Here is a 22,618-nt window from a genome sequence, read left to right as displayed (position 1 = left end):
GCAGGATTCTGGCTTGGCGACCGTCGTCCCCCCTCTCCGTCCCGGCTTCGCCGGGCCACCTCCCCCGCTTTGCGTGGGCGAGGAACCCAGGTCCTGCAAAGGCTAACCCCGCCTGCCGGTCAGCGTCATGTCGAAGTCGACGACGTTCGAATAGATCGGCGTGCCGACATCCATGCCGTAGCGCGACCGCAGCACCTTGCCGGTGACGTGGAATTTTATCGTGCCTGCCTTGAGACCAGCGAGCTCGGCCGTGAACTTTTCCGAAAAAGTCTTGCCGCGCGCCGTCAGCCGACCGGTGACAAGGGCTGACGTCTCGCCGATGCGTCTCACGCTGGTCGAGCGGAACTGGATTTCCGGGTTGTTGGCGGCGTCGAACACCGCGTCGGAGCGAAGGAAGGCGTCGACGCGGCCCTGGCCGGTGCCGACGCTTTCCGGAAAGATGGTGATATTGACCTGGGAGCGCCCGACATTGCTGTTGTCGATGCGGATGCTGCCCTTGAAGCTGGCGAAGGCGCCGGCGAGCCCGCCGCCGCCGGCCTTGCCGACGGAGAAACGGATGCTGGAGCCGGCCGGGCTGATCGTGTAGCTGCCGGCAGCGTCGCTGAGTGCTACCGCCGCGAAAACAGGCATGGCAAGGCACGTGGCGACCGCTGCAAATCCGAACATGCGCGCAACCATGGGGCGTGATCCTTTTTCGGAGGTAACGCTTCTCTAGCGCCCCTCGCCCCATCAACGAATGAGCCGCCTGCTCTATTCCGCGCGGTGATCCGACGAAGGCGTGAGCATGCGCGTCAGCACCGTGTCCTTCAGCCAGAAATGATGGCGCAGCGCCGCGGCGATGTGCAAGGCGACAAGTCCGATGCCGGCATAGGCGAGATACCAATGCGCCGAGGTCCAGAAGCTTTCCGCTGGGTCCGATTCCGCGAGTGGCAGGTCCGGCATGACGAACAGGTTGAACGGCACGCTCGGGATCTCCAGCATCGACACTGACACCAGCGCCCAGCCCGACAGAGGTAGCGCAAGCTGAAACACGTAGAGCGCAAAATGGACGAGCGGCGCCACGCGGCGCTCTAAAGGCCCGACCGAGCGCGGCAGCGCCGGCGCTGCGTTGCCGAGACGCCAGGCGATGCGCAGGATCACCAGCCCGAGCAGCAGAAAGCCGAAGGATTTGTGCAGCTGGATCAGTTCGAAGGCGGTGCGTTGACTGGACAGCCGCACCATGACGAAGCCGAGCACGAACTGGCCGATGACGATCGCGGCGATCAGCCAGTGAAGGACGATTGCCGCCCAGCCATAGCGGGTGGTGTCGTTTGTGATCAATGTGGGCATGGTCGGTAAACGATGGCCGGGGCCGCCTTCTTCCACCCTTGTGGGGAGGGTCGCGCAGGCAAATGCCGCCAAGCGGCTTTTGAGAAGCGGGGTGGGGGGTCTCGTAAGGCGCTACCCCACCCCGCTCACCTTGAAGAAATCGACAAAGGCCCTGAGCGCCGGCCGCATCTGGCGGCGGCTCGGATAGTAGACGAAGAAACCGTCGAAGGGCGGGCACCAGTCTTCCAGCACGCGAATGAGCCGGCCGGTGGCCAACGCCTCGTGGACATAGTCCTCGAACAGGAAGGCAAGCCCAGCGCCGTCGGCCGCCGCATTGGCGATCAGATGGTCCTCGTCGAGGATCAGCGGCCCTTGCACCGGCAGCTCGATCTCCTCGCCGTCCTTCTCGAATTCCCAGCGGTAGAGGATGCCGCTGGAGAAACGGAAGCGGATGCAACGGTGACCGACGAGATCGTGTGGATGGCGCGGCCTGGGCATGGTCGCGAAATAGGATGGCGCGCCGACGACGGCGCCGCGAAGGTTTGGACCGATGCGCACAGCGATCATGTCGCGCTGCAGGCTCTCGCCGAGCCGGACGCCGGCGTCGAAGCCGCCTTCGACCACATCGGTGAAGCGGTCTTCGATGACGATCTCCAGCACGATGTCGGGATAGGCCGATGCAAAGGCACCGAGCCGCGGCGTCAGCGCCAGGTGGGCGGCGGTGCTCGGCACGGTCAGCCGGAGATTGCCAGCCGGCCGGTCGCGCGCCTCGACCGCCGATTCCAGCGCCAAATCGATTTCCGACAGCGCCGGCCTCAGCCGCTCGAGCAGTTGCGCGCCTTCCTCGGTCGGGGCGACGCTGCGCGTGCTGCGCGCCAGGAGCCGCACGCCAAGACGCGCCTCCAGGCTGGAAACCGCATGGCTGACTGCGGAGGGCGCAATGCCGAGCTCCTTGGCCGCACCGCGAAAGCTGCCGCACTGGGCGACGGTTGCCAGCACCGCAAGTTGGGAGAGATGCGTTCGGTTCATTGATCTATCTTTTCGAACAGCCCGTGCGAGTAAGAGCCAATTATCGAACGCGGTGCAAGGCGCTATCTCTGCCGCATCACAACAAGGAGACGCGTGATGCAAACCCGCAAGCTTGGAAATGAACTTGACGTCTATCCGGTCGGCCTCGGCTGCATGGGGATGAGCTTCGGCTATGGCGGCCAGCCGGAGGTGGACGCGATCGCCACACTGCGCCGCGCCGTCGATATCGGCGTCAATTTCTTCGACACGGCCGAGGTCTATGGCCCGTACGAGAATGAGATCCTGCTTGGCAAGGCCTTGAAGCCGGTGCACGACCAGGTAACGATCGCGACGAAATTCGGCTTCAAGATTCTTGAAGAAGGCAACGGCGTCGAGCGCATGGCGGGTGTCGACAGCCGCCCCGAACACCTCAAGGCGGTGGCCGAAGCGTCATTGAAGCGGCTGGGCACCGAGGTGATCGACCTCTACTACCAGCATCGCGTCGATCCCAATGTGCCGATCGAGGATACGGTCGGCGCCATGGCCGAGTTGGTGCAGGAAGGCAAGGTGCGTGCGCTGGGACTGTCGGAGGCGAGTGCCGCGACCATCCGCCGGGCGCATGCGGTGCATCCGATATCAGCCGTGCAGAGCGAATATTCGCTGTGGAGCCGCGATCCGGAAGAAGAGGTGTTTGCCGTCTGCCGCGAGCTCGGCATCGGCTTTGTCCCCTACAGCCCGCTCGGCCGCGGCCTGCTGACCGGCACGATCGCCAAGCCCGAGGTTCTCGGCGCCGACGACTGGCGCCGTGGATTGCCGCGCTTCCAGGCCGACGCCATGGCGGCCAATGCGGCTGTTATCGCGACGCTGGAGACAATGGCGGCGGACAAGGGCGTGACGCCGGCGCAGCTGGCGCTCGCCTGGGTGCTGCATCAGGGCGATTTCATCGTGCCGATCCCCGGCGCCCGCAAGATTCGCCATCTCGAGCAGAACACGGCAGCGGCACAGATCGCGCTGAGCCAGGCGGAGGTGGCGGCCATCGGCGACGCCCTGTCGCCGGAGAAGGTCGTCGGCAAGCGCTACACCGAAGAAATGCTGGCGCTGGTCAACGGGTGAACGGTGATCGACGGAGTAATCGAAACGGGGCGTTTCGGCGCCCCTTTTCGAGCGCCGCGCGATGCAAAAATAATTGCGAGACGTGGGCGCGAGACACCCCCCCTCTGCCCTGCCGGACATCTCCCCCTCAAGGGGGGAGATTTGATCTCTCCCACTTTCGCCAACTGCCAACGCCGTAAGATGGCGGGACGGGCGAAACAGCCATTCTCCCCCCTTGAGGGGGAGATGTCCGGCAGGACAGAGGGGGGCGCTGTCCCGCCAACGTCTGCGGAGAATAGGCTCACCGCGGCACAACAGTGATCGCCATGTGCCCGCAACCCATCAACCCCGCAGCACACCGCCGGTCTGCTTATGCACATTCTCGACGATGCGCTTTGCCAGCGCCTCGAAATCCTCGTCGGTCAGCGTCTTTTCGACCGGCTGGATCGAGACTTCGATGGCGATCGATTTCTTGGCGGCGCCGAGTGACGCACCTTCGAAAACGTCGAACACCGAGACATTGGTGATCAGCTTCCTGTCGGCGGCAAGGGCCGCGCGGGTCAGCGTGCCGGATTCGACCGCCTTGTCGACGACGAAGGCGAAATCGCGCTTGACCGCCTGGAAGGCGGACAGTTCCAGTCTCGGTTTTGTCCGAGTCGGCTTGGCCTTCGGCTCGGGCACGGCATCGACGAAAACCTCGAAGCCGCAGAGCGGCCCGGAGACGTCGAGTTCCTCCAGCGTCTTCGGGTGGAACTCGCCGAACGTGCCCAAAATGACCTTCGGCCCGAGCTTGATCGTGCCGGAGCGGCCGGGATGATACCAGGCTGGGCCGCCGGCCTCGATCTGCAGCCGCTCGACCGGCGCGCCGCAGGCTTCAAGTGCTGCGATCGCATCGGCCTTGGCGTCGAACACGCCGACCGGACCGGCATTGCCGGCCCAATGACGGCCGGAACCGTCGAGCTTGGCCGTGCCGCGCCGCACGCCGGCTGCGACGCGCCGCTGCTGGTCGGCCGCATCGCCCTCATAGGTCCCGGACACTTCGAACAGCGCGACATCGCCGATGCCCTTGTCGGCATTGCGCTGCGCGGCGGCGATCAGGCCCGGCAGCAGCGACGGCCGCATGTCGGACATGTCGGCGGCGATCGGATTTGCGAGCTTGAGTGCGGTCTGGCCGCCGCCGAACAGTTCGGCATGTTTTGCCGGAATGAACGACCAGGTGACCGCCTCCATCATGCCGCGCACCGCCAGCGCCCGCTTGGCGGCGCGGGTGCGGACCTGCAGGACAGTCAGGATCTTGGCGTTGACGGCATCATGCGTGCCGAGCGGCTGCGGCGCGATGTTGTCGACTCCATAGATGCGCATGACCTCCTCGACCAGATCGGCCTTGCCGTCGACATCCGGCCGCCAGGACGGCACCGCCACATTGACGACATCGCCCGCGCCTTCCGACTTGAAGCCGAGGCGGACAAGAATGTCGAGGCTCTCCTCCATGGGCACCTCTATGCCGGTCAGCCGCCTCACTTCCGACAGCGGGAAGGAAACGATCTTAGGCGCGTGACCTGCATAGCCGACGACTTCGGTTTCGGTCGGCGTGCCGCCGCAGAAATCCAGCACCAGCTTGGTCGCCAGTTCCACGCCGGGCACCATGAATTCAGGATCGACGCCGCGCTCGAACCGGTAGCGCGCATCGCTGATGATGCCGAGCGTCCTGCCGGTGCGGGCCGTGCTGATCGGATCCCACAGTGCGGATTCGATCAGCACGTCGGTGGTGTTCTCGTCGCAGCCGGAATGCTCGCCGCCCATGATCCCGGCGATCGATTCGACGCCGTCCTGGTCTGCTATCACGCACATGTCAGGCGTCAGCGTGTATTCGCGGCCGTCAAGCGCCAGCACCTTTTCGCCGTCACGCGCACGTCGCACGGTAAGGTTGCCGGCAACCTTGTTCGCGTCGAACACATGCAGGGGCCGGCCGCGGTCGAAGGTGACGAAATTGGTGATGTCGACCAGCGCGCTGATCGGCCTCAGCCCAATGGCGATCAGCCGCTGTTGCAGCCATTTCGGCGACGGTCCGTTCTTCACGCCTTTCACCAATCTCAGGGCGAAGCCGGGGCAGAGTTCAGGAGCTTCGATCGTCACCTTCACCGGGCACATGCCACTGCCGGCATGCGGCATGATCGCGCCGCCGACGAGGCGGCCGAGACCGCTCGCCGCCAGATCGCGGGCAATGCCGTAGACGCTGGTCGCATCTGGACGGTTCGGCGTCAAATTGATCTCTATGACCGGATCGTCGAGATGGGCGTAGGCGGCGAAGCTGGTGCCGACCGGCGCATCGGCCGGCAAATCGATGATGCCGTCATGCTCTTCGGAAAGCTCGAGCTCGCGCTCGGAGCACATCATGCCATGGCTTTCGACGCCGCGGATCTTGCCGACCGTCAGCGTCACGTCGATGCCGGGAATATAGACGCCGGGTGCTGCAAAGGCGCCGATCAGGCCCGCGCGGGCGTTCGGCGCTCCACACACAACCTGCACGGGGGCGTTGCCGTCGCCGGTATCGACCGTCAGCACGCGCAGCCGGTCGGCATTGGGATGCTGCTCCGCCGTCAGCACCCTGGCGATGACGAAGGGCTTCAGGCTCGATCTGTCGTCGACATGCTCGACTTCGAGGCCGATCGAGGTCAGCCGCTCGACGATCTCGTTGAGCGAGGCGTCGGTCTCGAGGTGGTCCTTGAGCCAGGAGAGGGTGAATTTCATGACCGTGTTCCGTCTGATCTTTGCCCGTCAGGTCTGGGCACGCTGGTCTTCAAATGGCGCGGCAGCGCGTCGGGCATGTGCAGGAAGGGAAGCTGCTCGCGCACATGGGCGTGGTGCGTCGGCTTGAAATAGGCCGGCATGTCCATGGCGCCGAGCATGATATAGATGTGGTCGGCCAGCCGCTCGTCGACATAGGCGATCGGCGAGCCGCAGATGCCGCAGAAGGAGCGCGTCACCGGCCCGTTCTCGAACATCTTCAGCGCCTTGCCCGTGAAGGCGACCTGCTCGGTGATGAAGCCGACGAAGGCCGATACCGGCGCGCCGCTGGCCCGCCGGCAATCGCCGCAATGGCAATAGCTGACATGGTGCGGTTCGGCCGAAGCCTCGAACCGCACGGCGCCGCAGCGGCAGCCGCCGGTGTGGGCCGCTGTCATGCGCTCAAGCCTGCGAACAGCGTCGGCATGTCGAGCGGCCGGAAGCCGTAATGCGACAGCCAGCGCACATCGGCGTCGAAGAAGGCGCGCAGGTCCGGCATGCCGTATTTCAGCATAGCGATGCGATCGATGCCCATGCCCCAGGCAAAGCCCTGATATTCGTCGGGATCGAGCCCGCCATATCTCAGCACATTGGGGTGGACCATGCCGCAGCCGAGGATCTCCATCCAGTCGGAGCCTTCGCCGAAGCGCACCTCGCCCGGCCGCGAACGGTCGCACTGGATGTCGACCTCCATGCTGGGTTCGGTGAACGGGAAGAAGCTCGGCCGGAAGCGCATCTTGACTTGGCGCACCTCGAAGAAAGCCTTACAGAACTCTTCCAGCACCCATTTCATATTGGCGACGTTGGCTGATCTGTCGATCACCAGCCCCTCGACCTGATGGAACATCGGCGAGTGGGTGGCATCGGAATCCTGGCGGTAGGTCTTTCCGGGAATGACAATGCGGATCGGCGGCTTCTGCATCTCCATGGTGCGGATCTGCACCGGCGAGGTGTGGGTGCGCAAAAGCTTGCGCTCGCCCTTCTCGTCCGGGTGGAAAAAGAAGGTGTCATGCATCTCGCGCGCCGGATGGCCTTCCGGGAAGTTCAGCGCGGTGAAATTGTAGTAATCGGTCTCGATATCGGGACCTTCGGCGATGGCAAAGCCGAGGTCGCCGAAGATCGCGGCAATCTCGTCGCTGACCTGGCTGATCGGATGGATGCGGCCGCGCTCGGCCGGCGATTGCCGCACCGACAGCGTGACGTCGACCTTTTCCGCCGCGAGCCGTGCCGCGATCGCTACGTTCTTTAGCTCGGCGCGGCGCGCGGTAAGCGCCTCGGTGATGCGGTTCTTGAGACCGTTGATCGCCGGGCCTTTTATCTGGCGCTCTTCTGCGCTCATCGAGCCGAGCGTCTTCAGCATTTCGGAGACCGAGCCCTTCTTGCCGAGCGCTGAAACACGCACGGCTTCGATCGCCTGCTCGTCGGCGGCCGACGCAATGTCGCTCATCAGGGAATTTTCGAGAGTTTCCATGTCACTCATGTTTCAGACTCGATTGAAGGCAAAGAAAAACCCGCGCCAGCCCTGCCAGCGCGGGTTTCCCAAATCAAGTGTCGATGTGCTTGGGAAGGCGCTGGTTAGGCTACAGCGCTTTCAAAAGCGTTCGGCGTGGTGTTCTTGAGGTACTCGAGCGCGACCTTGGCCTTGGCCACAAGAGCGGCAAATGCCTGCGGCTCGTGGATGGCCATGTCCGACAGGACCTTGCGATCGATCTCGATACCGGCCTTGTTGAGACCGTCGATGAACCGGCCATAGGTCAGGCCATGCTCGTGGGTCGCGGCATTGATGCGCTGGATCCACAGAGCGCGGAACGAACGCTTGCGGTTCTTGCGGTCGCGGTAGGCATACTGCAGCGACTTTTCCACCGCCTGCTTGGCGATGCGAATGGTGTTCTTGCGGCGGCCGTAGAAACCCTTGGCGGCTTTCAGGACCTTTTTGTGCTTGGCGTGCGAGGTGACGCCTCTTTTTACGCGTGCCATGTCATGATCTCCTTAAAAGCAATTCCAGGAAAAGTGCCTGGCGGTTTTCCGTTCGGAATTGCGTTAAAACAAATGCGTGTCCAGACCGAATGCCTTAGAGGCCGTTCGGCAGAAAATTCTTAATGACCTTCTTGCCATCCGGTTCAGCCAGAACCATCGTGCCGCGGGCATTTCGAATGAACTTGTTGGAACGCTTGATCATGCCGTGACGCTTGCCGGCCGCAGCCGACAGGACTTTACCCGTACCTGTGATCTTGAACCGCTTCTTGGCGGCTGACTTGGTCTTCATCTTGGGCATTTTGCTACTCCGTTTATGTGCGCATCATCGCGCTTTTGTTCGCTTCAGGCCGACCAAAGCCCGAAAAGCAAATGAAACCGCCACGGCATGCCCTGCCGGGCGGTTTTTGGGAACGGCGGTGCTATACGTCAAAGCGGGCCGGCGTGCAACACCTTGTGCCGACACACAATGGACCTATGGGAAACGGAACAGCACCGGCAGTATGCCCGATTGCTGGGCGGCGTCGATCGACTCGAAAAACGGCATGGCGACGAGGAACACCAGTCCGTCCAGCAGCGTCGTCCGCAGCAGGCGCGGCTTGAAGCCGCCGGTGTCGCCTTCCTGATACAGCGAAAGCTTCGGGAAAAAGCGCGGCACTCGCGCCATATAGGCCTGGAATGGAGTTCCGAAGGCCTCCTTCAGGAACGTCTCTTCGCGCAGGATGACGACATGAAAGGCGGCGGCGCAAATCACCGCGAAGCCGATCGCCGCAGTGATCGAGCCCATCTGCGCGCCGACGCCGGCGGCAGCTATCGAGGAGAAGACATAGAGTGGATTGCGGGTGATCGAATAGGGTCCGCCGGTAACCACCTCGGAGGATTTGCGTCCGCCGATATAGAGCGTCGACCACAAGCGCCCGACAATGCCGAGAAAGATCAGCAGGACGCCGGCCATTTCGATCGTTTCGTGCGGCACGCTTTCGGGAGGAAAAGCAGACTGGCCAAACAGCAGCGCTGCGAACATGACGACCACGAGGGCGGCAAGCACCATCCTGCGCGCGTGCTGATACCTGCCCAGCGCACGCCTGGCCTGCGCTTGTTCGGCCTGCTCCGATTTAACTTCATTGAGCATTTCGGGAATCCGATCGTCGAGGAATTTCGCCAGCGATCGCAGCGTCTGGCCAAGAAATCAGGCGCCCGCCGGTCGCCGGGACGCCTCTGCAAGATGATTCAGGCGTATTTAATGCATGTCGCCTCTTTAGCCAGCATCCGCAGTTCAGTACAGCCAGAAGAGGACGGGAATTACACCGCTTTCCTGTCCGGACTCGATGAGTTCGAAAAACGGTACGGAAGCCACGAACATCAAGCCGTCGCGCAGCGTGTGATTAAAAATGCGCGGTGTGAAGGTGACCTCGGCCTGATCGCGATAAAGCCGGGGATTGGGAAAAAACCGCGGCACCCGTGCGATGTAGTCCTTGTACGGCGCCCCGAGCACAGTCGTCAAATGCCGTTCCTCGCGCAGCGTGACGATGTAGAACGCGGCCGCGCACAAAACCGCCGACGCCACCGAGACGATCACGCTGCCGGTCTGGGCGCCGATGCCAGCGGCCGCTACGGTGGAGAAAAAATACAGCGGGTTGCGCATCACCGAATATGGGCCGGTAGCAACCAGTTCGGCCGATTTGCGGCCGCCGATATAGAGGATCGACCAGAGCCGGCCGCCGATCCCGATCAGTATCAGGGCGATGCCGTACTGCCCCTCTATGCGTTCGTGGCCTAGTTCATCGTGCGTGGAGCCGCCGAAGACCAGCAAAGCGCAAAAAGCACCGATCAGCAGCGCCAGCAGGATGCGCCGGCGCCGCTGATAGCGGCCCATTTCGTCGAACGATCTTTCAATCGGAGAACGTGCCGCAGCGGCCATGGACAATCCTTTCGCCGCGAGGACCGGCAACCGGAATCCTTGTCGATGCAACTTGCGGAGAAATCATGGCGAAGACAAAACAAACAAAAGGCCGCCGAGGCGGCCTTTGCTTTGACGGGACCGCGTTAGCGGAATCGCTTTAGCGGGGCGCCAGCACCATCATCATCTGGCGGCCTTCGAGCTTCGGTTCGGCTTCGACCTTGGCGATGGGTGCCACTTCCTCGCGAACCTTGTTCAGAAGCTGCATGCCAAGTTCCATATGCGCCATCTCGCGGCCGCGAAAGCGCAATGTCAGCTTGACCTTGTCACCTTCCTCGAAAAACCGCCGGACCGCTTTCATCTTGGTCTCGTAGTCATGGCTGTCGATGTTCGGGCGCATCTTGATCTCTTTGATCTCGATGACCTTCTGGTTCTTGCGCGCCTCGGCCGCCTTCTTCTGGTTGGCGTATTTCAGCTTGCCGAGATCGAGAATTTTTACGACGGGCGGCACTGCGTTGGGCGATATCTCGACCAGATCGAGCCCAGCCTCTTCGGCGAGCAGCAATGCGTCGTTGATGGAGACATCGCCGTGGTTGTGGCCTTCGGCGTCGATAAGCTGGACCCGGGGAACCCGGATGTCACGGTTGGAGCGCGGGCCCTCCTTGGTGGGCGCCGTTGCTTTGAAAGGTCTGCGAATGGTCGTGGTCTCCTTGAGCCGTTTCGTTCGGGGTTTTCAATTCAGAATTGCGAACGCGCCAATGTGGTGAGCGCGCGGCCGGAGTCAATAGCACAGCGCTCACAGGAAATCACCTGTTCCCTGACTTCTGCCTGCACCAAACGAAGAAAGTTGCCGAGCACTTTTCGTGGAACCGCCAGCTGTGTCAAAAGACCTGCGTGAGGAGTGAGCCATGACCGCACCGGTTTTTCTCGATGTCGACGGAACCAGCATTGCTGTCAGGCGCGCTGCGGGTGCCGCGCCAGGCATCGTCTGGCTCGGCGGCTACAAGTCGGACATGCTGGGCACCAAAGCCGAGAAGCTGGCGCAATGGGCGAGCGGGCAAGGCCGGGCATTCCTGCGCCACGACTATTCCGGTCATGGCGAGTCGGGCGGCGCCTTTGCCGATGGCACCGTCTCGAAATGGCTTTCGCAAAGCCTCGCCGTCTTCCGCCATTTCACGCAAGGCAGGCAAATCCTGGTCGGCTCCTCGATGGGCGCATGGATCGCGCTGCGCATGGTCCAGGAATTGCGCCAGGAATTGCACAAGCCAGGCGAGAACCGCATCGCCGGCCTGGTGCTTCTAGCGCCGGCGCCGGATTTCACCGCAGAGCTGGTCGAGCCGGCGCTGACCAAAGCGCAGAAGCGCGATCTAGCCAAAAAAGGTTTTTTCGAGGAGCCGTCGGACTATTCGGCCGAGCCTTACATCTACACCCGTGCGCTGATCGAGGACGGCCGCAACAACCTGACAATGAACGGGCCGATCGACACCCACTGCCCCGTCCACATATTGCAAGGGCTGGCCGATGCAGACGTGCCGCCGAGCCATGCGCTGAAACTGGTCGGCCTGCTGCCGGCCGACGACGTCACGCTGTCGCTGATCCCCGACGGCGACCACCGCCTGTCGCGGCCTCAGGATCTCGACATGCTGGTGCGGGCGGTCGACGCCATGGTGCGGCAGGCAGGCTAAGAGACATGCGCATTCGTCGCGGCCGGCTGCAGCCCTCCTGGAATCCTGCCCTGTCTGCAGGCGGACGCGGATGTCGTCAGAGGGAAACGTGCTGCAACTAAAAAGCATTCAGCCGTTGCGGAATGTGTAAGCATATCCGTTAATGGCTGGAGCACCGCCGAGGTGGGCGTAGAGCACCTTGGATCCCTTGGGAAAATAACCCTTCTTCACGAGATCGATCGTGCCCTGCATGGATTTTCCCTCGTAAACCGGATCCGTGATCATGCCTTCAAGGCGCGCGCAGAGACGGATTGCTTCCTTCGTCTCCTGAGAGGGGACGCCGTAGACCGGGTAGGCATAATCCTCGATCAGGACGACATCTTCCTCATTGAGCTCCTTGCCGAGTTCGACCAGCGTCGCGGTGTTCTGCGCAATGTTGAGTACCTGCGCCTTGGTCTGCGCCGGGGTGCAGGATGCGTCGATGCCGATCACGTTGCGTTCGCGGCCGTCCTTGGCGAAGCCGACCAGCATGCCAGCATGAGTTGAACCGGTGACGGTACAAACGACGATGTAGTCGAAGGCAAAGCCGAGTTCCTTCTCCTGCGCGCGGACCTCCTCGGCGAAGCCGACATAACCCAAGCCGCCATATTTATGCACCGAAGCCCCGGCCGGAATCGGATAAGGCTTGCCACCCTTGGCCTTCACATCCGCGATCGCCTGCTCCCAGCTTTCCCTAATTCCGATATCGAAGCCCTCATCGACCATCTGGACATCAGCGCCCATAATCCGGCTCAAAAGGATGTTGCCGACGCGATCGTAGATGGCATCTTCATGGGGTACCCAGCTTTCCTGCACGAGGCGGCATTTCATGCCGATCTTCGCCGCGACGGCCGCCACCATGCGCGTATGGTTGGATTGAACGCCGCCGATCGAGACCAGCGTGTCGGCGTTTGAGGCGATCGCGTCCGGGATGATGTATTCGAGCTTGCGCAATTTGTTGCCGCCGAAGGCGAGGCCGGAATTGCAATCCTCTCGCTTGGCGTAGAGATCGACCTTCCCGCCGAGGTGAGCGCCGAGCCGCTCCAGTTTCTCGATATGGGTCGGCCCGAAGGTGAGCGGATAGCGTTCGAATTTCTCGAGCATGAGAGTGCCCTCTCTTGTTCCTGTTCATTGCGATGTGATGCGGTGAACACTATCATCTTTACCTTGAAAGGTGCTCTCAAAGATCGGACCTAAAATGTCCGAGGCATCGCCTAACAGCGCGGAATTGTCATATAGCTTCAATTTTCAACTCCAATATCGGAAGAATCTTCCATGCGAGCACCGCTCGACCGGATCGACCTGAAAATGTTGCGCCTGCTCCAGGACAACGGACGACTGACCAATGCAGAGCTGGCGCAGTCGGTCGCTGTCAGCCCGGCGACGTGCCACCGCCGCACGCAGCGCTTGTTCGATGAAGGCTACATCAGTCATGTCAGGGCGGTGGTGACACCGCAGAAGGTCGACAGAGGCGCGTTGGTGATGGTCGGCGTCGTCCTCGACCGCTCGACCCCGGAGAGTTTCGCGGATTTCGAGAAGGCCGTCGCGAAACTGAAATTCATCCTCGACTGCCATCTGGTGGCGGGCGACTTCGACTATTTTCTGAAGATCAGGGTCGGCGACATGGCGGATTTCAACCGAATTCACGGAGACCAGTTGATCGCATTGCCTGGCGTTCGCCAGACGAGAACCTTCTTCGTGATGAAAGAGGTCGTCGATAACGCACCCCTGGATTTTTGAAACGGACATCCGAAGCATCAAGTCAATGCACCGGCGCCGGACTTTCGCTGCAGAACCGTCGGCCACCTTGCTTGCCGGCCTGGTCGTTCTTTCCCTTGAAACGCTCAAAAAGCGATAATCATTTCAAATGTTTGTCCGGTTGTGGCTGTGACTGTCTTGAATAGCCGTTTTTCCCTTCCCATTTCGATTCCACGCAGCCGGGATTGGCTGTCTCCAACTGAAGGATTGGGAGAAAATGAACACATCTGCATTGATCCGTCCGGCCTGGACGCCGGCGACCATCGCACTGATGGTGATCGGCTTCATGGTGTTCTGGCCGCTCGGCCTCGCCATGCTCGCCTACATCATCTGGGGCGACCGGCTTGACGGCTTCAAGCGCGACGTCAACCGCGCGACGGACGGCATCTTCGCCGGCTGCCGCCGCGGTTCCGACAAAGCGGCGCGCTGGGGCCACGGCTCCGCCCGCACCGGCAACGTCGCTTTCGACGACTGGCGCGAAAAGGAACTCGAGCGGCTCAATGAAGAGCGCCGCAAGCTCGACGAGATGCTGAGCGAGTTCGACGAATATGCCAGGGAATTGCGTCGCGCCAAGGACCAGGAAGAGTTCGACCGCTTCATGGCGAACCGCAACAAGTCGACGTCGCCCACAACCGGCGGCCCCACAACAGGTGGATCGACCGGCTCGACGGGGACCGGCAAACGCGGTGGCAAATCCACGCCAGGCCTACTGGACGAGTAAGAGCCTTGCCCCGATAAATAATCAAAAACGGCGTCGCGTCAGCGGCGCCGTTTCTTTTTTGTTCTATTCGTTTTCCTCGAATCACGTATCGTCCCGCCATGTCATTCGGCTTCTTCCGCAACCTGACCAAACCCAGGCCCGCCCCCGTCGTGGAGCGAGAGCATTGTGTTGCCGGCCGCACGCTGCCACTCAAAATCGTCGAGAGCGACCGGGCACGGCGCCTGACGTTGCGCATCGATTCCGGCGGCCGCGGCTTGCGCATCACCGTGCCGCCGGGTTTGCGGCGGGGCGAGGTGGAAAAATTCCTCGACCGCCATCAGGACTGGCTGGAGCAGCGGCTGGCCAAGGTGCCCAACCGGCCGCAGGTGCGGCCCGGTATCAAAATACCGGTGCGCGGCGTGCCGCATCGCATTGTTCATGAGCCCTCGAAACGCGGTACCGTCACGCTGTCGTGCGACGAACGCGGTCCGCTGATGATCGTGCATGGCGAGCGCGTGCACCTGCCGCGCCGCATCGCCGATTTCCTCAAGCGCGAGGCCAAGCGCGAGATCGAGCGGTTGGTGGTCAGACACACCGGGACGATCGGCAAGCGCGCCAAGGCGATCCGCTTCAAGGACACGTCGAGCCGCTGGGGCTCGTGCACTTCCGACGGCAATTTGTCCTTCTCCTGGCGCATCATGATGGCGCCATCGCCTGTTATAAACTACCTCGTCGCGCATGAGGTGGCGCATCTCAAGGAGATGAACCACGGCCCGAAATTCTGGAAATTGTGCGAGCAGCTTTGCCCGGACACCGAGCGCTGCAAGGACTGGCTCAAGCGCAATGGCGGCGCGCTGCAAGCGATCATGTTCGATTAGATCGCCCGATCAATCGTCGTTGGCGGCGTTGAGCTCTTCAGGACGCAAGCCTTCGTCGGTATGGCGCGGCCATGGCAAGAAATTCTTCTCGAAGGCGTCGTTGCTGAAATAGTCGAGCGCGCGGTGTGCCTCGGCGCCGTTGAAGGCGGCCTTGTCCATCAGATGAGCGATGACCTCGCGGGCCTGCGCGACCTTCTGCCTGAGTTGGGCGACGGTTTCGTCTGCCATGCTTGTGTGCTCCCGCCTGTACTATCTGAAGTAAGGTAGCGCGTTCCGCGCTGGCGGCAAACAGGATGCTTTTTCTCGACTCTTTTGCCGTTTCGTGCCAATCCCCGCGCATGGCGCTCGACATCAAGATATGCGGACTGAAGACCGACAAGGCATTGGCCGCGGCATTGGCAGGCGGCGCCAGCCATGTCGGCTTTATTTTCTTTGCCAAAAGCCCGCGCTATATCGAGCCGGCGGAAGCCGGCCGCTTGCGCGAAGCGGCAATCGGCAAGGCCAAGGCGGTTGCCGTGACGGTCGACGCCGGCGATGCGTTCCTGGATGAAATCGTCGAAAAAATGCAGCCCGACATGCTGCAGCTGCATGGCTCGGAAACGCCGGAGCGGGTGGCCGAGATCAAGGGCCGCTATGGCCTGCCGGTGATGAAGGCGCTGCCGGTCAGCGAGGCTGCCGACCTGGAGCGGACAAGACCCTTCGTCGGCATTGCCGACCGTTTCCTGTTCGACGCCAAGCCGCCGAAGGGTTCGGAACTGCCGGGCGGCAACGGCATTGCCTTCGACTGGCGCGTTCTGGCCGGCCTTGACGCAGACGTCGATTACATGCTTTCCGGTGGCCTCAACGCCGCCAATATCGGCGATGCCTTTCGGCTTGCCAACCCGCCCGGACTGGACATTTCCTCGGGTGTGGAAAGCGCGCCGGGCGTCAAGGATCCGGCTCTGATCGAACAGTTTTTCCGGGCCGTCAGGGCAGCACGCGACAACCGCGCCGCCTAACCGTGCTTCAAACCACAAGCTAGGAGATCGGCGATGAACAAGCCGGCGACACCCAATTCCTTCCGCACCGGACCCGACGAGCAGGGCATGTTCGGCATCTTCGGCGGTCGTTTCGTTGCCGAAACGCTGATGCCGCTGATCCTCGACCTTGAGCGGCACTGGAACGAGGTCAAGGACGACCCTGATTTCAAGGCCGAGCTGACTGACCTTTCGACCCACTATGCCGGCCGGCCGTCGAAGCTTTATTTCGCCGAAGGCCTGACCAGGCATCTTCGTGAGGTTTCCTCGGCGAAGGGCCTCGGGGGCGGCGCGAAAGTCTATTTCAAGCGCGAGGATTTGAACCACACCGGCTCGCACAAGATCAACAACTGCCTCGGCCAGATCCTGCTGGCCAAGCGCATGGGCAAGAAGCGCATCATCGCCGAGACCGGCGCCGGCCAGCACGGCGTGGCGTCGGCCACGGTGGCGGCGCGTTTCGGCTTTCCTTGCGTCGTCTACATGGGCGCAACCGACGTCGCCCGGCAAAGCCCGAACGTCTTCCGGATGAAGCTGCTTGGCGCCGAGGTGCGGCCGGTGACCGCCGGCCACGGCACGCTGAAGGACGCCATGAACGAGGCCCTGCGCGACTGGGTGACCAATGTCGAGGACACCTATTACCTGATCGGCACTGCCGCCGGCCCGCACCCCTATCCGGAGCTGGTGCGCGACTTCCAATCGGTGATCGGCACCGAGGCGCGCGCGCAGATCCTCGAGCAGGAAGGCCGGCTGCCGGACACGATTATCGCCTGCGTCGGCGGCGGCTCGAACGCCATCGGCCTGTTCCACCCGTTCCTCGACGACAAAGAAGTTCGCATCATCGGCATCGAGGCCGGTGGCCGCGGCCTCGACGGCATCGAGCATTGCGCCTCGATGAATGCCGGCGCGCCCGGCGTGCTGCACGGCAACCGCACCTATCTCCTGCAGAACGCCGACGGGCAGATCATCGACGGGCATTCGATTTCGGCCGGCCTCGATTATCCGGGCGTCGGGCCGGAGCATTCCTGGCTGCGCGACAGTGGCCGCGTCGACTATGTGCCTGTTCTCGACGACGAGGCGCTGGAGGCGTTCCAGCTGACGACGCGCGTCGAAGGCATCATTCCGGCGCTCGAATCCGCCCATGCCATTGCGCATGCGGTGAAAATCGTACCCGCCATGGACAAGGACCAGATCGTCATCGTCAACCTGTCCGGCCGCGGCGACAAGGATGTGCATACGGTGGCCAATATGCTGGGCATGGAGATCTGATCATGACCACCCGCATCGACCGACGCATGGCCAAGCTGAAGGCCGAAGGCCGCCCGGCGCTTGTCACCTATTTCATGAGCGGCGACCCGGACTACGACACCGCTTTGTCGATCATGAAGGCGCTGCCCAAGGCGGGCGCCGACATCATCGAAATGGGCATGCCGTTTTCCGATCCGATGGCCGACGGCCCGGCGATCCAGGCGGCCGGCCTGCGCGCGCTGAAAGGCGGCCAGACGCTGGTCAAGACGCTGAAGATGGCTTCGGAATTTCGCACCACCGACAATGAAACGCCGATCGTTTTGATGGGCTACTACAATCCGATCTACATCCACGGCGTCGACCGCTTCCTCAGGGATGCGCTGGCCAGCGGCATAGACGGGCTGATCGTCGTCGATCTGCCGCCGGAAATGGATGAGGAGCTTTGCATTCCGGCGCTGAAGGCCGGCATCAATTTCATCCGGCTGGCGACGCCGACCACCGACGACAAGCGCCTGCCCAAGGTGCTGCAGAACACCTCCGGCTTCGTCTACTACGTGTCGATGACCGGCATCACCGGCTCGGCGCTTGCCGACACCGGCAAGGTCGCGGCGGCGGTCGGGCGCATCAAGGGCCATACCGACCTGCCGGTCTGCGTCGGCTTCGGCGTCAAGACCGCCGAGCAGGCGCGCATCATCGGGGCGTCGGCCGACGGCGTCGTCGTCGGCACCGCGATCGTCAATGCCGTCGCCAATGTTCTGGGGCCGAAGGGCGAAAAGACCGCCGACCCGGCCGAGGCGGTCGCCACGCTGGTCAGCGGGCTTTCGCAAGGCGTGCGCGCGGCCCGCCTTGCTGCCGCCGAATAACCGTCCTACCTCTTCGTCAGGACAGGAGCCGAAGCGATGAACTGGATCACCAACTACGTTCGCCCGAAGATCAATTCGATGCTCGGCCGGCGCACCGACATGCCTGAGAACCTCTGGATCAAGGATCCGGAGACCGGCGAGATGGTCTTCCACAAGGATCTGGAGCAAAACCAGTTCGTCATCCCGTCCTCCGGCCATCACATGAAGATCTCGGCCAAGGAGCGGCTGAGATTCTTCTTCGACGACGGCAAGTACGAGATGCTCGAAAACCCCAAGGTGGTGCAGGACCCGCTGAAGTTCCGCGACGAGAAGCGCTACACCGACCGGCTGAAGGACGCCAAGGCCAAGACAGGGCTGGAGGACGCGATCATCAATGCGCTGGGCACCGTCGAGGGCCTGCCGGTGGTGGTGACCGTGCAGGACTTCGCCTTCATGGGCGGCTCGCTCGGCATGGCCGCCGGCGACGCCATCGTTCGTGGCTTCGAGGTCGCGGAGCAACGCAAGCGGCCGCTGATCCTGTTCGCGGCCTCCGGCGGCGCCCGCATGCAGGAAGGCATCCTGTCGCTCATGCAATTGCCGAGAACCACGGTCGGCGTCGATCGGCTGAAGGAAGCCGGTCTTCCCTATATCGTCGTTCTGACCAACCCGACCACCGGCGGCGTCACCGCCTCCTACGCCATGCTGGGCGACGTGCACATCGCCGAACCCGGCGCGCTGATCGGCTTTGCCGGGCCGCGCGTGATCGAGCAGACCATCCGGGAAAAACTGCCCGACGGCTTCCAGCGCTCCGAGTATCTGATGGAGCACGGCATGGTCGACATGGTGGTGTCGCGGCTGGAGATGCGCCAGACGATCGCGCGGCTCCTGAAAATGCTGCTCAAGTTGCCGGAAGAAGAAAAGCCGCTGGAGCCGGAAATCCTGCCGCCGGTGGCGCTGCCGGCGGAAGCACGCCCGCAAGCCTGACGCGACATCCGTCGTCGCGAACCGCGATTGCGCGTCATCTGTGGCGCTGTAGCATCTTGATTTCGCGCATGATCCTTTCCGAAAATCGATTTCGATTTTCGGGGTCATGCGCTAGGATTCTCCCATGACCACGCTTGCCGCCGACCGCGAAATCGAAAGCCTGATGTCGCTTCATCCGAAGGGCTTCGATCTTTCGCTCGACCGCATTTCGCGGCTGCTGGAGCGGCTTGGCAATCCGCAGGACCATCTGCCGCCGGTCATCCACATCGCCGGCACCAACGGCAAGGGCTCCTGCGCCGCGTTTTCGCGGGCGCTGCTCGAAGCGGCCGGCCACCGCGTCCATGTCCACACATCGCCACATCTGGTGAACTGGCATGAGCGCTATCGGCTGGCCGCCGACGGCGGCGGCAGGCTGGTCGAGGACGAGATCTTCGCCGACGCCATCGCCCGCGTCGCCAAGGCCAACGGAGGCCAGAAGATCACCGTCTTCGAGATCCTCACCGCCGTCACCTTCCTGCTGTTTTCCGAACATCCGGCAGATGCCGTCATCATCGAGGTCGGCCTTGGCGGCCGCTTTGATGCCACCAATGTCATCAAAGAACCGGCGGTGTCGGTGATCATGCCGGTCTCGCTCGACCACGAATCCTTTCTCGGCGACCGTGTCGAACTGATCGCAGCCGAAAAGGCCGGCATCATCAAGAGCGGTTGCCCGGTGGTCATCGGCGCGCAAGAGAGCGAAACGGCGCTTCAGGTGCTTATCGAAACCGCCGAGCGGCTCGACTGTCCCGCCTTCGTCTATGGCCAGGATTTCCTCGCCTTCGAGGAAAACGGCCGGATGGTCTATCAGGACGAAGACGGGCTGATGGACCTGTCGCCACCGCGGCTGCCAGGGCGCCATCAGTTCGCCAATGCGGCGGCGGCTATTGCGGCGGTCAAGGCGGCAGGCTTCGAGATCAGCCATCGCGTCGCCGACAAGGCGATGGCCAATGTCACCTGGCCGGGGCGGATGCAGAAATTGCCGCAAGGCAGGCTGACGGAACTGGCGCCGAAGGGCGCCGATATCTGGCTCGACGGCGGCCACAATCCAGGCGCCGGCGTGGTCGTCGCCGAGGCATTGGCCGAGCAGGAGGAAAAAAACCCGCGGCCGCTGTTTCTGATTTCCGGCATGATCAACACCAAGGACCAGAGCGGCTATTTCCGCGCCTTCAAGGGCCTGGTGCGGCATGTCTACACGGTACCGGTGAGCCTCAGCGAGGCCAGCGTGCCGAATGACGAACTGGCGATCCGCGCCGTCGAGGCTGGCCTGTCGGCCGAACCGGTGAGCTCCGTCGCCAATGCGCTGATGCTGCTGCGCGACACGTGGGACGGACCGCCGCCGCGCATCCTGATCAGCGGCTCGCTCTATCTGGCCGGCGCGGTGCTGGCCGAAAACGGCACGCCGCCAACCTGATCTATTCCGCCGGACTCCGGTACAAGTAGAGCAGTTCGGCGGTTCTGCTGAATGCGAACGCTCTAGAACGTGGGAGCGATTGCCAACTCATTGCGCTTCTCACGACAGCCTGCCTTCGTCGTCGATCAAGGCGAGCCGCCACGGAGGATCGTCGCCCCATTTCCATAGAACGAGGTTGAGATCCGTCTCGATAGCGCCGGCCGCAAAGCTGCGAACAAGCATGGCTGGATAGCCCTTCGCGATCAATCGGCGCGCCAAAGCTTGCGTTCTTGATTCTCCGCTTGCCTGCATTTGATCCCGCCATGCGCTGTCAGCAAGAGCTGTTGCGTCCAACCCTTCTTGTTTGAGCGCGGCCTCGTCCCGGCTGTCGAAAACACTTGCGATTTCGGCGTCATAGGAAACGAGCGTCATCGGTTGGAGATTGCCTATCTGGTTGGCCTCGCGCAGAGCGGTTATGACGGTCAGCGACGTATAGAGCGCCGGCGTGCCCTTCGGGTTGAACCGCCCGCCAAACAATGCGGCGCCGCGCCCAGAGAGCGGTTCACGTGCGTAGATTGGGTTGATTGCCCGAAACAGTTTGCCGCGGTAGTGCATCAGTCGTGTCAGGCGTGAACGCCGGCATCGATCGCATCGACATATTCAAGCACCTCAGCGGCGCGCCCGCCGCGCACAAGCTGCATAGCCGTCTGTCCCGAAAAGCCGGGCAGAGGCTCGGACCGGTACCAGGCATACGCCATCAGCGCGGAGCCAAAGCGCGGTTCGACCTTGTTAATGATTTCAACCATCTCGCGCAGGCGGCGCTGCGTCCTGTCGGAACGGATGCGTTCCTTGCGCTGAACGGCGTCGCGACCGAGCCCGGCAGTCCGGGCCACTTCTTCGCTGGTGGTGCGCAGCGCCTCGGCAATTTTTCGTGGGGCAAAGAACCCACCGTCCGCGTACTGGACCAGTGCCATCTCAGCCTTCCTTATTTGTCACATTTTCTGACGTAATTTAGCGTCAATGCGAATGGCATTCAAGCGGACGCTTCCCAATACGGTCCTGCCTCAACCGGCGATGTCAGGCGGGGTCTGCTCCCGCGTTACTTCAGCTCGATCTCGATGAAGGCATACTCGCCCTCATTGGCATTGATGACGTCATGCTCCACGCCCTCCTTGCGGAAATAGGGCGCCCCCCTCTTCATTTCGGCGAAGGATTCGCCGTCCTTGGTCAGGAGCTTGAGCTTGCCGTCCATCAGCGGCACGATGACATAATCATGGCCATGACGATGCCAGCCGGTGTTGTCGCCCGGCCCGAAGCGGTATTCGGTGACGATGACGCGCTCATTGTCGATGAAGACGGTGGCCTTGGCGGATCCGGTCATGTCGTTCTCCTGCTTTAAGCCAGACAAGAACATGGGCCGGCAAGTGGCGAGTGCCAGGGCGGACCAGCGCATGACCCAGAAAATCGGATTCGATTTTCTGGGTCATGCGCAAATCAAGTGCTACAGCGTCCTTTGTGCGTCCAAGAGGACGCGCGGCGCTGTAGATGACACAAAAAAGCCCGGCGCGAGGGCCGGGCTTGTCTGCGGATTATCTGCCAGATCAGGCGAGATTGCCGTTGATCCAGTGCGACAGCGCCGTCTTCGGCGCGGCGCCGACCTTCATGTCGGCCATTTCGCCGCCCTTGAAGATCATCAGCGTCGGGATCGAGCGCACGCCGAACTGCGCGGCCAGCTCGGGATTCTCGTCGATGTTGAGCTTGGCGATTTTGACCTTGCTGCCGAGCTCGATGGCGATGTCTTCCAGCGCCGGCGCGATCATCTTGCATGGGCCGCACCATTCCGCCCAGAAATCGACGACGACCGGCTCCTTGGCATCAAGCACATCGGTCTGGAAATTGCTCTTGTCGACCTTGACGGTGGCCATGCGGGAGATCCTTTCGAGTGTTATTGTCGCACCAAATGTGGTGGTGGTCGTGCCCTTCTTCAAGCAACT

At 62.4% G+C, this 22,618-nt stretch carries 27 protein-coding genes; 10 read left to right on the top strand and 17 right to left on the bottom strand.

Annotated elements, in window-relative coordinates; genetic code table 11:
* Positions 1-102 precede the first annotated feature (102 nt).
* The 3 genes from BQ8794_RS07345 to BQ8794_RS07335 all read right to left on the bottom strand — a co-directional run bounded on the left by BQ8794_RS07345 (position 103) and on the right by BQ8794_RS07335 (position 2,337).
* Positions 103-678, bottom strand: coding sequence for a YceI family protein (locus BQ8794_RS07345; RefSeq protein WP_077374834.1), 576 nt, complete (start codon positions 676-678; stop codon positions 103-105).
* Positions 679-750: 72 nt separating this feature from the next.
* Entirely contained in the window at positions 751-1,329 is a 579-nt protein-coding gene (locus tag BQ8794_RS07340; RefSeq protein WP_077375220.1) for a cytochrome b, read from the bottom strand.
* A gap of 111 nt (positions 1,330-1,440) precedes the next feature.
* Positions 1,441-2,337 carry a LysR family transcriptional regulator gene (locus tag BQ8794_RS07335; RefSeq protein ID WP_077374831.1) on the bottom strand — a complete coding sequence of 299 codons (897 nt, stop codon included), beginning with the start codon at positions 2,335-2,337 and terminating at the stop codon, positions 1,441-1,443.
* A gap of 96 nt (positions 2,338-2,433) precedes the next feature.
* On the opposite strand from BQ8794_RS07335, the gene BQ8794_RS07330 reads away from it, so the two are divergent.
* Positions 2,434-3,429, top strand: a complete 996-nt coding sequence (locus BQ8794_RS07330; protein ID WP_077374828.1) for an aldo/keto reductase — start codon at positions 2,434-2,436, stop codon at positions 3,427-3,429.
* 321 nt (positions 3,430-3,750) lie between these two features.
* Here BQ8794_RS07330 and pheT read toward each other — a convergent pair whose 3' ends face one another.
* The 8 genes from pheT to infC form a co-directional block, all read right to left on the bottom strand.
* A complete protein-coding gene (gene pheT, locus BQ8794_RS07320) occupies positions 3,751-6,159 on the bottom strand; it encodes a phenylalanine--tRNA ligase subunit beta (RefSeq protein WP_077374825.1) in 2,409 nt (802 codons plus the stop codon).
* Positions 6,156-6,593: a GFA family protein gene (locus BQ8794_RS07315; RefSeq protein WP_077374822.1), complete on the bottom strand. Its 438-nt coding sequence runs from the start codon at positions 6,591-6,593 to the stop codon at positions 6,156-6,158. Before BQ8794_RS07315 ends, pheT begins: the two co-directional genes overlap by 4 nt.
* Positions 6,590-7,675, bottom strand: a complete 1,086-nt coding sequence (pheS, locus tag BQ8794_RS07310) for a phenylalanine--tRNA ligase subunit alpha (RefSeq protein ID WP_077374819.1) — start codon at positions 7,673-7,675, stop codon at positions 6,590-6,592. Before pheS ends, BQ8794_RS07315 begins: the two co-directional genes overlap by 4 nt.
* Positions 7,676-7,770: 95 nt before the next feature.
* Entirely contained in the window at positions 7,771-8,172 is a 402-nt protein-coding gene (gene rplT, locus BQ8794_RS07305; protein WP_023796882.1) for a 50S ribosomal protein L20, read from the bottom strand.
* 94 nt (positions 8,173-8,266) lie between these two features.
* On the bottom strand, positions 8,267-8,470 hold the full coding sequence (gene rpmI, locus BQ8794_RS07300) for a 50S ribosomal protein L35 (protein WP_006201248.1): 204 nt from the start codon (positions 8,468-8,470) through the stop codon (positions 8,267-8,269).
* A gap of 174 nt (positions 8,471-8,644) precedes the next feature.
* Positions 8,645-9,301, bottom strand: a complete 657-nt coding sequence (locus BQ8794_RS07295) for a methyltransferase family protein (RefSeq protein ID WP_077374816.1) — start codon at positions 9,299-9,301, stop codon at positions 8,645-8,647.
* Between the two features lie 144 nt (positions 9,302-9,445).
* Positions 9,446-10,090 (bottom strand): methyltransferase family protein, encoded by a 645-nt coding sequence (locus BQ8794_RS07290; protein WP_077374813.1) that lies wholly within the window; start codon positions 10,088-10,090, stop codon positions 9,446-9,448.
* 139 nt (positions 10,091-10,229) lie between these two features.
* The gene (gene infC, locus BQ8794_RS07285; RefSeq protein ID WP_077374810.1) at positions 10,230-10,766 is read right to left on the bottom strand and encodes a translation initiation factor IF-3; all 537 of its coding nucleotides are present in this window, start codon (positions 10,764-10,766) and stop codon (positions 10,230-10,232) included.
* Positions 10,767-10,977: 211 nt separating this feature from the next.
* Here infC and BQ8794_RS07280 point away from each other — a divergent pair, with 211 nt between their 5' ends.
* Complete coding sequence (locus BQ8794_RS07280) at positions 10,978-11,754, top strand: alpha/beta hydrolase (RefSeq protein ID WP_077374807.1); 777 nt, start codon at positions 10,978-10,980, stop codon at positions 11,752-11,754.
* A gap of 108 nt (positions 11,755-11,862) precedes the next feature.
* Here the strand turns inward: BQ8794_RS07280 and BQ8794_RS07275 are convergent, their stop codons facing one another.
* Complete coding sequence (locus BQ8794_RS07275) at positions 11,863-12,876, bottom strand: 1-aminocyclopropane-1-carboxylate deaminase (RefSeq protein ID WP_077374804.1); 1,014 nt, start codon at positions 12,874-12,876, stop codon at positions 11,863-11,865.
* 171 nt (positions 12,877-13,047) lie between these two features.
* Here BQ8794_RS07275 and BQ8794_RS07270 point away from each other — a divergent pair, with 171 nt between their 5' ends.
* The 3 genes from BQ8794_RS07270 (at position 13,048) to BQ8794_RS07260 (ending at position 15,108) form a co-directional block, all read left to right on the top strand.
* Entirely contained in the window at positions 13,048-13,512 is a 465-nt protein-coding gene (locus tag BQ8794_RS07270) for an Lrp/AsnC family transcriptional regulator (RefSeq protein ID WP_077374802.1), read from the top strand.
* 235 nt (positions 13,513-13,747) lie between these two features.
* A complete protein-coding gene (locus BQ8794_RS07265) occupies positions 13,748-14,251 on the top strand; it encodes a DUF2852 domain-containing protein (RefSeq protein WP_077374799.1) in 504 nt (167 codons plus the stop codon).
* Positions 14,252-14,349: 98 nt separating this feature from the next.
* On the top strand, positions 14,350-15,108 hold the full coding sequence (locus tag BQ8794_RS07260) for a M48 family metallopeptidase (RefSeq protein WP_077374796.1): 759 nt from the start codon (positions 14,350-14,352) through the stop codon (positions 15,106-15,108).
* Positions 15,109-15,117: 9 nt separating this feature from the next.
* Here the strand turns inward: BQ8794_RS07260 and BQ8794_RS07255 are convergent, their stop codons facing one another.
* Positions 15,118-15,336 (bottom strand): hypothetical protein, encoded by a 219-nt coding sequence (locus tag BQ8794_RS07255; RefSeq protein WP_077374793.1) that lies wholly within the window; start codon positions 15,334-15,336, stop codon positions 15,118-15,120.
* 110 nt (positions 15,337-15,446) lie between these two features.
* Between BQ8794_RS07255 and BQ8794_RS07250 the strand changes: the two genes are divergently transcribed.
* The 5 genes from BQ8794_RS07250 (at position 15,447) to BQ8794_RS07230 (ending at position 20,645) form a co-directional block, all read left to right on the top strand.
* Positions 15,447-16,106 carry a phosphoribosylanthranilate isomerase gene (locus BQ8794_RS07250; protein ID WP_077374790.1) on the top strand — a complete coding sequence of 220 codons (660 nt, stop codon included), beginning with the start codon at positions 15,447-15,449 and terminating at the stop codon, positions 16,104-16,106.
* Positions 16,107-16,139: 33 nt separating this feature from the next.
* The gene (gene trpB / locus BQ8794_RS07245) at positions 16,140-17,390 is read left to right on the top strand and encodes a tryptophan synthase subunit beta (protein ID WP_077374787.1); all 1,251 of its coding nucleotides are present in this window, start codon (positions 16,140-16,142) and stop codon (positions 17,388-17,390) included.
* Positions 17,391-17,392: 2 nt separating this feature from the next.
* Positions 17,393-18,232 (top strand): tryptophan synthase subunit alpha, encoded by an 840-nt coding sequence (gene trpA, locus BQ8794_RS07240; protein WP_077374784.1) that lies wholly within the window; start codon positions 17,393-17,395, stop codon positions 18,230-18,232.
* 36 nt (positions 18,233-18,268) lie between these two features.
* A complete protein-coding gene (gene accD / locus BQ8794_RS07235; protein WP_077374781.1) occupies positions 18,269-19,195 on the top strand; it encodes an acetyl-CoA carboxylase, carboxyltransferase subunit beta in 927 nt (308 codons plus the stop codon).
* A 124-nt stretch (positions 19,196-19,319) separates the two neighbouring features.
* Positions 19,320-20,645, top strand: a complete 1,326-nt coding sequence (locus BQ8794_RS07230) for a bifunctional folylpolyglutamate synthase/dihydrofolate synthase (RefSeq protein WP_077374778.1) — start codon at positions 19,320-19,322, stop codon at positions 20,643-20,645.
* A gap of 99 nt (positions 20,646-20,744) precedes the next feature.
* Here the strand turns inward: BQ8794_RS07230 and BQ8794_RS07225 are convergent, their stop codons facing one another.
* The 4 genes from BQ8794_RS07225 to trxA all read right to left on the bottom strand — a co-directional run bounded on the left by BQ8794_RS07225 (position 20,745) and on the right by trxA (position 22,549).
* Positions 20,745-21,239: an RES family NAD+ phosphorylase gene (locus BQ8794_RS07225; RefSeq protein ID WP_077374775.1), complete on the bottom strand. Its 495-nt coding sequence runs from the start codon at positions 21,237-21,239 to the stop codon at positions 20,745-20,747.
* Between the two features lie 8 nt (positions 21,240-21,247).
* Complete coding sequence (locus BQ8794_RS07220) at positions 21,248-21,598, bottom strand: MbcA/ParS/Xre antitoxin family protein (RefSeq protein ID WP_077374772.1); 351 nt, start codon at positions 21,596-21,598, stop codon at positions 21,248-21,250.
* A 125-nt stretch (positions 21,599-21,723) separates the two neighbouring features.
* Positions 21,724-22,005, bottom strand: a complete 282-nt coding sequence (locus tag BQ8794_RS07215) for a cupin domain-containing protein (RefSeq protein WP_077375216.1) — start codon at positions 22,003-22,005, stop codon at positions 21,724-21,726.
* A 220-nt stretch (positions 22,006-22,225) separates the two neighbouring features.
* Positions 22,226-22,549 (bottom strand): thioredoxin, encoded by a 324-nt coding sequence (gene trxA, locus BQ8794_RS07210; protein WP_027152031.1) that lies wholly within the window; start codon positions 22,547-22,549, stop codon positions 22,226-22,228.
* Positions 22,550-22,618 lie beyond the last annotated feature (69 nt).

Source organism: Mesorhizobium prunaredense, assembly GCF_900156895.1.
In the GTDB taxonomy this organism is placed as follows: domain Bacteria; phylum Pseudomonadota; class Alphaproteobacteria; order Rhizobiales; family Rhizobiaceae; genus Mesorhizobium; species Mesorhizobium prunaredense.
This window is presented reverse-complemented; position numbering and strand designations above follow the sequence as displayed.